General features: G+C 60.6%; 8 protein-coding genes and 1 riboswitch. Of the genes, 6 read left to right on the forward strand and 2 right to left on the reverse strand.

Annotation, left to right across the window (positions count from 1 at the left end; all coding sequences use genetic code 11):
* Window positions 1–14 precede the first annotated feature (14 nt).
* Together A3714_RS07695 and tkt are read right to left on the reverse strand one after the other, a co-directional pair.
* Complete coding sequence (locus A3714_RS07695) at window positions 15–1,043, reverse strand: type I glyceraldehyde-3-phosphate dehydrogenase (RefSeq protein WP_063510121.1); 1,029 nt, start codon at window positions 1,041–1,043, stop codon at window positions 15–17.
* The gene (tkt, locus tag A3714_RS07700; RefSeq protein WP_063525838.1) at window positions 1,044–3,044 is read right to left on the reverse strand and encodes a transketolase; all 2,001 of its coding nucleotides are present in this window, start codon (window positions 3,042–3,044) and stop codon (window positions 1,044–1,046) included.
* A 195-nt stretch (window positions 3,045–3,239) separates the two neighbouring features.
* Here tkt and A3714_RS07705 point away from each other — a divergent pair, with 195 nt between their 5' ends.
* The 6 genes from A3714_RS07705 to A3714_RS07730 all read left to right on the forward strand — a co-directional run.
* A complete protein-coding gene (locus A3714_RS07705) occupies window positions 3,240–4,223 on the forward strand; it encodes a metalloregulator ArsR/SmtB family transcription factor (protein WP_063510002.1) in 984 nt (327 codons plus the stop codon).
* Between the two features lie 62 nt (window positions 4,224–4,285).
* Window positions 4,286–5,434, forward strand: coding sequence for a methionine adenosyltransferase (gene metK / locus A3714_RS07710; RefSeq protein WP_063510001.1), 1,149 nt, complete (start codon window positions 4,286–4,288; stop codon window positions 5,432–5,434).
* Window positions 5,435–5,495: 61 nt separating this feature from the next.
* Window positions 5,496–5,573, forward strand: a riboswitch (S-adenosyl-L-homocysteine riboswitch).
* A 20-nt stretch (window positions 5,574–5,593) separates the two neighbouring features.
* Window positions 5,594–6,982, forward strand: coding sequence for an adenosylhomocysteinase (gene ahcY / locus A3714_RS07715; RefSeq protein ID WP_063510000.1), 1,389 nt, complete (start codon window positions 5,594–5,596; stop codon window positions 6,980–6,982).
* A gap of 91 nt (window positions 6,983–7,073) precedes the next feature.
* On the forward strand, window positions 7,074–7,901 hold the full coding sequence (gene metF, locus A3714_RS07720; RefSeq protein WP_062815316.1) for a methylenetetrahydrofolate reductase [NAD(P)H]: 828 nt from the start codon (window positions 7,074–7,076) through the stop codon (window positions 7,899–7,901).
* A 519-nt stretch (window positions 7,902–8,420) separates the two neighbouring features.
* Window positions 8,421–8,888 carry an aminoacyl-tRNA deacylase gene (locus tag A3714_RS07725; protein ID WP_063509999.1) on the forward strand — a complete coding sequence of 156 codons (468 nt, stop codon included), beginning with the start codon at window positions 8,421–8,423 and terminating at the stop codon, window positions 8,886–8,888.
* 137 nt (window positions 8,889–9,025) lie between these two features.
* Window positions 9,026–9,245: pyruvate kinase (locus A3714_RS07730; RefSeq protein ID WP_231867837.1), on the forward strand; the 220-nt coding region annotated here is incomplete at its 3' end.

Raw genomic sequence — 9,245 nt, forward strand, 5'->3', positions numbered from 1 at the left:
GTGCATCCATTCATTCAAGCTTGATGTGATTCAGCCAGCGCCGCCACCCAGTCGAGCAGTCGGTTCGCATAGCCCCATTCGTTGTCATACCAGGCCACTATCTGCACCATGGCCTGCCCCATCTCGCCCTGCACCCGGGTCTGGGTGGCATCGACGATGGCAGATTCCGGCCGGTGGTTGAAATCCACGCTCACCAGCGGCGCATCATTGTACCCAATCAACGCACTGGCTTCTTTCGATTGCTGCTGCAGCCACTGGTTCAGACTGTCGCTATCCGGGGTACGCTCCAGCAGCAGTGTCAGCTCCACCATGGCCACGTTCAGGGTGGGCACACGGATGGAATGGCCGCTGATCTTGCCGGCCAGAGCCGGCAGCACCTGCTGTACCGCGCCGATGGCACTGCTGGTGGTGGGCACGATGTTCTGTGCCCCGGCCCGGCCCCGGCGAGGGTCCCGATGAACATGATCCAGCAGGGTCTGATCCGACGTATAGGAGTGGATCTCCTTCATCAGTACCTGGCGGATGCCATAGGCCTGGTCCAGCCGGGACAGCAGTGGCGCAATACAGTGGGTGGTACAGGATGCCGCCGACAGCACCTTGCTGTCATCGCGCACATCCCTGTGGTTCACGCCGTACACCACGATCTGGTCCGCCTGATCGAACGGCACCGCACCGATGATGACCCGCCCGGCCCCTGCCTCCAGATGCCTTGAGGCACCCGCATGACTGCGGAAATGACCGGAGCATTCCAGCACCAGATCCACCCCCATCTCGCGCCAGGGCAATTGTTCCGGCTTGGGTTGCTGCAGCAGCCGCGGGGCCTGCTTGCCGATACGCAGCATGCCTTCGATCAATTCCGCCGGCTCCGCCAGACGACCATGGGTGGTGTCGTAGCGGGTCAGGTACAGCAGGTCTTCCGGGCGACCCTTGTCATTGATCGCCGCCAGGGTGAACGGTGCCTGCCAGCCGGCGCCTTCGCGCTCGGCCAGGGCACGGACAAAGGAACGCCCGATACGGCCGTAGCCGTTAATCGCGACTTTCACTTAGAGCAGGCTCTCCACGGCCTGCTGCACTGCCTCGGCAGTGATATTGAAGTGCTTGAACAAGTCGCCGGCGGGGGCAGAGGCGCCGAAGCTGTTCATGCCCACCACCTTGCCGTCCAGGCCCACAAAGCGATACCAGTAATCGGCGATGGCCGCTTCCACCGCCACCCGGGCGCGCACACTGGAGGGCAGCACGCTTTCCTGGTACTCACGGTCCTGGGCCAGGAACTCTTCCACGCAGGGCATGGAGACCACACGGATAGTCTTGCCGGTCAGGGCCTTGGCCGCATTCACCGCCAGCTCCACTTCAGAGCCGGTGGCAATGATGATGGCGTCCGGGGTGCCCTCACCGGTTTGCAGCAGGGTGTAGCCGCCTTTTTCGATCTCGGCCAGCTGCGCATCACCTCGCTCCATGCAGGGCAGCCCCTGGCGGGAGAAGATCAGCGCGGAAGGACCGTCTTGCCGGACAATGGCTTTCTTCCAGGACACCGCGGATTCCACCGTGTCGCAGGGGCGCCAGGTGCGCATGTTCGGGGTCAGGCGCAGGTTGGCCATTTGCTCAATGGGCTGGTGAGTCGGGCCGTCTTCACCCAGGCCGATGGAATCGTGGGTATAGACCAGAATGTTGGGCTGATGCATCAGCGCCGCCATGCGCACCGCGTTGCGGGCATATTCCATGAACACCAGGAAGGTGCCGCCGTAAGGGCGCAGGCCGCCGTGCAGGCAGAGACCGTTCTGGATCGCGGTCATGGCGAATTCACGCACCCCGTAATGAATATAGTTGCCGCTGGCATCATCCGCGGTGACCGACTTGCAGCCTTTCCAGATGGTGTTGTTGGAGCCGGCCAGGTCGGCGGAGCCACCGGCCAGTTCCGGCAGCAGCGGGCCGAAGGCATCGAGAGTGTTCTGGCTGGCCTTGCGGGTGGCGACCTTGTCACCCTTTTCCTGGCACTCACGGATGTAGGCATCCGCCTGCTCCTGGAAGTTGGCGGGCAATTCACCGGCCTGACGACGCAGGAACTCTGCCGCCAGTTCCGGGTAGGCGGCCTGGTAAGCGTCGAAACGCTGCTGCCAGTCGCTCTGGGCAGCCGCCCCTTTATCGCTGCCATCCCAGGCCTTTTTGATGTCGGCAGGAATCTCGAAGGGGCCGTGCTTCCAGCCCAGCGCGTCCCGGGTCAGGGCAATTTCGTCTTCCCCCAGAGCGGCACCGTGGGACTCTTCCTTGCCCTGCTTGTTGGGGCTGCCGAAACCGATAACGGTCTTGCAGCAGATCAGGGTGGGCTGATCGGTATTGGCACGGGCATTTTCGATGGCCACCTGAACCTCTTCCGCGTTGTGACCATCCACATTGGGGATCACCTGCCAGCCATAGGCACGGAAACGCTCCACGGTGTCATCGGTGAACCAGCCTTCCACCTCACCATCAATGGAAATGCCATTGTCGTCATAGAAGGCCACCAGCTTGCCCAGGCCCAGGGTGCCCGCCAGGGAACACGCTTCATGGGAGATGCCTTCCATCATGCAGCCATCGCCCAGGAAGCAGTAGGTGTAGTGGTCGACGATATCGTGCCCTTCCCGGTTGAACTGACCTGCCAGCATCTTCTCCGCCAATGCCATGCCCACCGCATTGGCAATGCCCTGGCCCAGCGGCCCGGTGGTGGTTTCGATGCCCGGGGCGTCGCCGTATTCCGGGTGCCCGGCGGTGGGGCTGCCCAGCTGCCGGAAGTTCTTGATGTCGTCCAGGCTGACGCCGTAGCCGCTCAGGTGCAGCAGGCTGTAAAGCAGCATGGAGCCGTGACCATTGGACAGCACGAAGCGATCCCGGTCGGGCCAGGTGGGATCCTGCGGGTTGTGCTTGAGAAAGCCGCGCCACAACACCTCGGCGATATCGGCCATTCCCATGGGCGCACCGGGGTGCCCGGAATTGGCTTTCTGTACCGCATCCATGCTCAGGGCACGGATAGCGTTGGCGAGTTCACGGCGGGCGGGGGCACTGGACATGCAGGGCTCCAAACTGGCTGGTGGCTGAAAAGGGGCGCTATTGTCCCTCAAGGGGATAATCGCTACAAGCGCGGGCGCCCCGCCCGCCGGTTTACATGCCCCAGAGCAGCTCTGGCGGGTGACCGGCCAGGCCGCCAGAAAATCTATATCAATTTATTTTGATTTAGCTTTTCATTGCGCTAGACTCTTTCCCCTATGAATGCACAAGCACCCGACGCTCCGGAGATCACTGATCATCTGGCGGGCTTCCTCAAGGCCGCTGGCGACCCGTTGCGTCTTCAGGTGCTGCAGGTGCTGGGCCAGAACAGCTTCGGGGTGCTGGAGCTGTGCGACATCATGGCCATGAAACAATCCGGCATGAGTCACCACCTTAAGGTACTGGCCCAGGGCGGGCTGGTGGAGAAGCGGCGGGAAGGCAATTCCATCTTCTATCGCCGGCGCCTGCCCCAGGGTGACAACTCAGAAGGCGCGCTTCACGCCGCCCTGCTGGAAGAACTGGATGATAGCCCCCTGGACGCCCAGGTGGCGGAACGGCTTGAGCAGGTGCAAGGGCAGCGTGCGGAACAGAGCCGGGCCTTTTTTGCCCGCCATGCGGAGCAGGTGGACGAACAGCAGGAACTGATTGCCGACTATGGCCAGTATGCGGATCAGGCCCTGGAATTACTCACCCGGGCCAGCCCTGACGCTCCGGATGGCAAGAGCGTCCTGGAGATCGGCCCCGGTGATGGCCAGTTTCTTCTGGAACTGGCGACACGCTTTGACACTGTGTTCGGCCTGGATAATGCCGAAGCCATGCTGGAGCGGGCCCGCCAGAACCTGACTGTCGCCAAACGGCAAAATGTGCAACTGATACTGGGTGAGTGGCCCGCCAGCGCCACCATCCTGCCCACGGTGGATGCCGTGGTTCTGAACATGGTGCTGCATCACCTGCCAGCCCCCGCCAGCGCCATCGGCGCCGCGGCCCGGCAGCTGAATGAAGGCGGCACCCTGCTGATCACCGACCTGTGTCGGCATGACCAGCACTGGGCCCACGAGGCCTGTGGTGATTTCTGGCTTGGCTTCGAAGAAGCCGATCTGGTGGATTGGGCCGGCCGCGCCGGTCTGGCATTGCAGGAAAGCCAGTTTCTGGCACTGCGCAATGGTTTTCAGGTGCAGGTACGCACCTTCAGGAAGAGTTGAAAGTTTTTGGCGCCTGTTGAAGGCAATGTAACGCACACTTGAATAACGGGAGCACTCCAGTAATGAGTGAATATTCCATCTTTACCTCCGAGTCTGTATCCGAAGGCCACCCGGATAAAATGGCCGACCAGATCTCGGACGCCGTTCTGGATGCCATCATCAAGGATGACCCCCATGCCCGCGTGGCGGTGGAAACGCTGGTCAAAACCGGCATGGCCATCGTTGCCGGTGAAGTCCGTACCAGCACCTATGTGGAGCTGGAGGACATCGTTCGCCAGGTGATTCTGGACATCGGCTATGACAGCTCCGACAAGGGCTTTGACGGTGCCAGCTGTGCGGTACTCAACGGCATTGGCAAACAGTCTGCGGATATCGCTATCGGCGTAGACGAAGCCGAAAACAAGGAAATGGGCGCCGGCGACCAGGGCCTGATGTTCGGCTTTGCCACCAACGAAACCGACACCCTGATGCCCGCGCCGGTGTACTACTCTCACCGACTGGTGGAGCGCCAGGCACAGCTGCGCAAGAACGGCACCCTGCCCTGGTTGCGCCCGGATGCGAAAAGCCAGGTCACCCTGCGCTACGACAACGGCATGCCGGTGGCCGTGGATGCGGTGGTGTTGTCCACCCAGCATTCCCCGGACATCAAGCTGGCCGATCTGCGTGAAGCGGTAATGGAAGAAATCATCAAGCCGGTCCTGCCGGAAGAGTGGCTGCACAAGGACACCCTGTACCACGTGAACCCCACCGGGATTTTCGTGATCGGCGGCCCCATGGGTGACTGTGGTCTGACCGGCCGCAAGATCATCGTGGATACCTACGGTGGCATGGCCCGTCACGGTGGCGGCGCCTTCTCCGGCAAGGACCCGTCCAAGGTAGACCGTTCCGCCGCCTACGCCGGCCGCTATGTAGCCAAGAACATCGTGGCTGCCGGCCTGGCCAGCAAGTGCGAGATCCAGGTGAGCTATGCCATCGGCGTGGCCGAACCTACCTCTATCTCGGTTAACACCTTCGGCACCGGCAAACTGAGCGACGATGCCATCGTGGCCCTGGTGCGCGAGCACTTTGACCTGCGCCCGCGAGGCATCATCGAGATGCTCGACCTGCGCAAGCCGATCTACCGCCCCACTGCCAGCTACGGCCACTTCGGTCGCGAAGGTTTCAGCTGGGAGAAAACCGATAAAGCGGCAGACCTGGCCAAGGCCATGTAACCACGGCATCACCGCCGGCGCCGCCTCCCGGGTGGCGTCGGCATTATCCCGATTATGTCTGCCCTGTGAGGGGCGCTGCAGCGGCTTGACCGCGAGGCTCGCTGGGCAGACACGCAAGGAACAACGGCGCCCATTCGTCAAAAACGAATGGAGAACATCATGAACGCAAGAGTGGACACTTTTACCGACTATAAAGTCGCCGATATTTCCCTGGCCGCCTATGGCCGCTCCGAAATCCATATCGCCGAAACCGAAATGCCGGCGCTGATCACCATCCGCGAAAAATACCGTGCCGAACAGCCGCTGAAAGGCGCAAAAATCATCGGCTGTATCCACATGACTATTCAGACCGCCGTGCTGATCGAAACCCTGGTCGCACTGGGCGCAGAAGTGCGCTGGTCCAGCTGCAATATCTTCTCCACCCAGGACCACGCCGCTGCCGCCATCGCTGCCGCTGGCATACCGGTATTCGCCTGGAAAGGGGAAACCGAAGAAGAGTACATGTGGTGTATCGAGCAGACCTGTCGCGATGGCAACGGTGAACTGTGGGATGCCAACATGATCCTGGATGACGGCGGCGACCTGACCGGCTACATCCACGAGACCTACCCGCAGATGCTGGACAACATCCACGGCATCACCGAGGAAACCACCACCGGTGTGCACCGTCTCTACGAGATGCTCAACAAGGGCACCCTGAAAGTGCCGGCGGTGAACGTGAATGACTCGGTCACCAAGAGCAAGAACGACAACAAATACGGCTGCCGTCACTCTCTCAATGACGCCATCAAGCGCGGCACCGACCATCTGCTGTCCGGCAAGAAAGCACTGGTCATTGGTTACGGTGATGTGGGCAAGGGGTCTGCCCAGTCCCTGCGCCAGGAAGGCATGATCGTGAAGGTCACCGAAGCGGACCCGATCTGCGCCATGCAGGCCTGCATGGACGGCTACGAGGTCGTCAGCCAGTACAAGGATGGCGTCAATGACGGTACCGAGGCTTCCATCAACACGGAACTGCTGGGCAACACCGACCTGCTGGTCACCACCACCGGCAACTTCAATGTCTGTGACGCCAACATGCTCAAGGCCCTGAAAAAAGGCGCCGTGGTCTGCAACATCGGTCACTTCGACAATGAAGTGGACACCGCCTTCATGCGCAAGACCTGGGAATGGGAAGAGGTCAAACCGCAGGTACACAAGGTATGGCGCAACAAGGCCGAGGGTGACTTCCTGTTGCTGCTGTCCGAAGGCCGTCTGGTGAATCTGGGCAACGCCACCGGCCACCCCAGCCGCATCATGGATGGTTCCTTTGCCAACCAGGTACTGGCGCAGATGTATCTGTTCGACCAGGGCTACGCCAAGCACTCCGATACCGTGAAGGAGAAGATGCTTAAAGTAGAGGTGCTGCCCAAGCACCTGGACGAAGAAGTGGCTCGTTACATGGTGCAGGGCTTTGGTGGCGTGATCACCAAACTGACCAAAGAGCAAGCCGACTACATCGGCGTCGACGTGAACGGCCCGTACAAACCCGAGCACTACAAGTACTAACCGCTTGCACACAACACGCCCCACGCTGCTCGCTACCAATCGAGCCAGCTTGGGGCGTGTCTCTGTGCCAGCCTCGCGACGCGAGCATTTTATGAAACGAATCAGTTTTGAATTCTTCCCGCCGAAAACCGATGCGGGAAAAGAAAAACTGCTGGCGACCCAGCAGAAACTTCTGGCCAAGAAACCGGCGTTTTTTTCCTGCACCTTTGGCGCCGGGGGTTCCACCCGTGACAACACCCGCGACATGGTCAACCAGCTGCGCAATCAGCACGGCGACACCGCCCCGCACCTGAGCTGCATCGGCCAGAGCCGCGAGGAAATCCTGGAGCTAGTGAACGGCTACAAGGCCGCGGGAGTGACCCGCATCGTGGCCCTGCGCGGCGACCTGCCCTCCGGCATGGGCTACGCCCAGAGCGAGATCAAGTATGCGGACGAACTGGTGCAGCTGATCCGTGAGGAAACCGGCGATCACTTCACCCTGGAAGTGGCCGCCTACCCGGAGATGCACCCCCAGGCGCGCAGCTTTGAAGATGATATTGCCCACTTCAAGCGCAAGGTCGACGCCGGCGCCAACAGCGGCCTGACCCAGTATTTCTACAACGCGGATGCCTACGGTTATTACCTGGACGCGCTGCAGAAAATCGGCTGCGACGCCCCGGTCTACCCGGGCATCATGCCGATCCTCAACGTGGCCAACCTGGTACGCTTCTCCAACACCTGTGGCGCCGATATCCCCCGCTGGCTGCACAGCAAGCTCAACGACATCAAGGATGATGACGCTGCGGTCAAAGCTTTCGGCGAGGAAGTGGTCACCCGTCTGTGCGAACGCCTGCTCGCCATGGGCGCACCGGGACTGCATTTCTACACCATGAACCAGGCCGGTCCGAATCTGCGGATTCTGGATAATCTGGGGATGTGAAAAGCAGCTACTAGCTGCTGGCTGCAACGCGGGCAAGAATGCGCCAAACGGCAGAGTCTCTGCCCGCGTTTTTTATTGAATCCCATATCTTTCGGGAAAGTTGCAGGAGTTCCCTTCCAGGGGACGAACCGAGCGCAGCGAGGCTATCGGAAAATAGATAGCATTTACCTTCTCAGAGAAACCTGTCGAGTGCAGGCATTCCTGATCGCCCTTCGGTCGATTTCCGCGCAAGCGCGGTTCGCGCCTCGAGAGGTATTATTCGCTTCGCTCCCCCTTCGGGCCGCACGGAACTACGTGCGTTACTCCGCTGCGCTCCGTTCCTACAGCGGCTTCGAAGAAAGCTCGTAGCTAGAGCTAGATCATTCCGCTATTTCTCTTAGCGCATAACCGTATTTCCCCGCCTGCTTTTACCTCCCTAAGCTTGGATATGAACATTCATGGAACGGGCCCGGCCAGTTACCCACTGCTCCGAGGACCGCTCCCCAATCCCGGCTTACCTGTTCCGGGAGGAGGTCTATCATGCCTGCCCGCGCACTGGCTGATTTTCTCGACAACAACAATGTGAACTACCATTGCTATAACCACCCGCCCGCCGTTACCGCTTCCGAGGTGGCCCAGTCCAGCCATATCCCCGGACGTCACATGGCCAAAACGGTGATCGTGGATGTGGATGGCGAGCTCGCCATGGCGGTACTGCCTTCCGACCAATACCTGGACCCGGACAAGCTACGCCAGGCACTGAATGCCAATAGCGTCCGGCTGGCCCCGGAGAAGGATTTCAAGGATCGCTTTCCGCTGTGCGAGCCCGGTGGTGAACCGCCTTTCGGCAACCTCTACGACATGAAGGTGTATGTGGACGACACCTTGCTCAGTGAAGACTGGCTGGCCTTTAATGCCGGCTCTCACACCGAAGTCATCAAGATGGGCATGGGCGATTTCCTGCGCCTCAGTGGAGCCCAGTCCTGCTCTTTTGCCATGCTGCATTGATTTCTCTCTGCACAACGATCCCCTTGCCCCCGCCCGTGCGGGGGTATTTTTTGTCTGATCCCTCGCCCATTGCTGTCATCCCCCCGCCAAGTCCACATGGTATGCTGGCCAAAAATCAGCTGATGGAAATGTTCCGAATGTCCCGCTCCCCCCTGCGTCGCACCAAGATTGTCGCCACCGTTGGCCCCGCCTCTTCTTCAGAATCCCGACTGGAGGCTCTGATACAGGCCGGCGTGAATGTGTTCCGCCTGAACTTTTCCCATGGCAGTGCGGATACGCACCGGAAAACGGCAGAGACCATTCGCCGCTGTGCGGAACAGTGCGGCGAAACGTGNCTGCCGTTTTCCGGTGCGTATC

The organism is Alcanivorax sp. HI0007 (assembly GCF_001635525.1).
GTDB lineage: Bacteria > Pseudomonadota > Gammaproteobacteria > Pseudomonadales > Alcanivoracaceae > Alcanivorax.

Coding starts and splice junctions, on each gene's coding strand:
- tkt (WP_063525838.1), bottom strand. CDS start 3,044: ATGTCCAGTGCCCCCGCCCGCCGTGAACTCGCCAACGCTATCCGTGCC.
- A3714_RS07705 (WP_063510002.1), top strand. CDS start 3,240: ATGAATGCACAAGCACCCGACGCTCCGGAGATCACTGATCATCTGGCG.
- metK (WP_063510001.1), top strand. CDS start 4,286: ATGAGTGAATATTCCATCTTTACCTCCGAGTCTGTATCCGAAGGCCAC.
- ahcY (WP_063510000.1), top strand. CDS start 5,594: ATGAACGCAAGAGTGGACACTTTTACCGACTATAAAGTCGCCGATATT.
- metF (WP_062815316.1), top strand. CDS start 7,074: ATGAAACGAATCAGTTTTGAATTCTTCCCGCCGAAAACCGATGCGGGA.
- A3714_RS07725 (WP_063509999.1), top strand. CDS start 8,421: ATGCCTGCCCGCGCACTGGCTGATTTTCTCGACAACAACAATGTGAAC.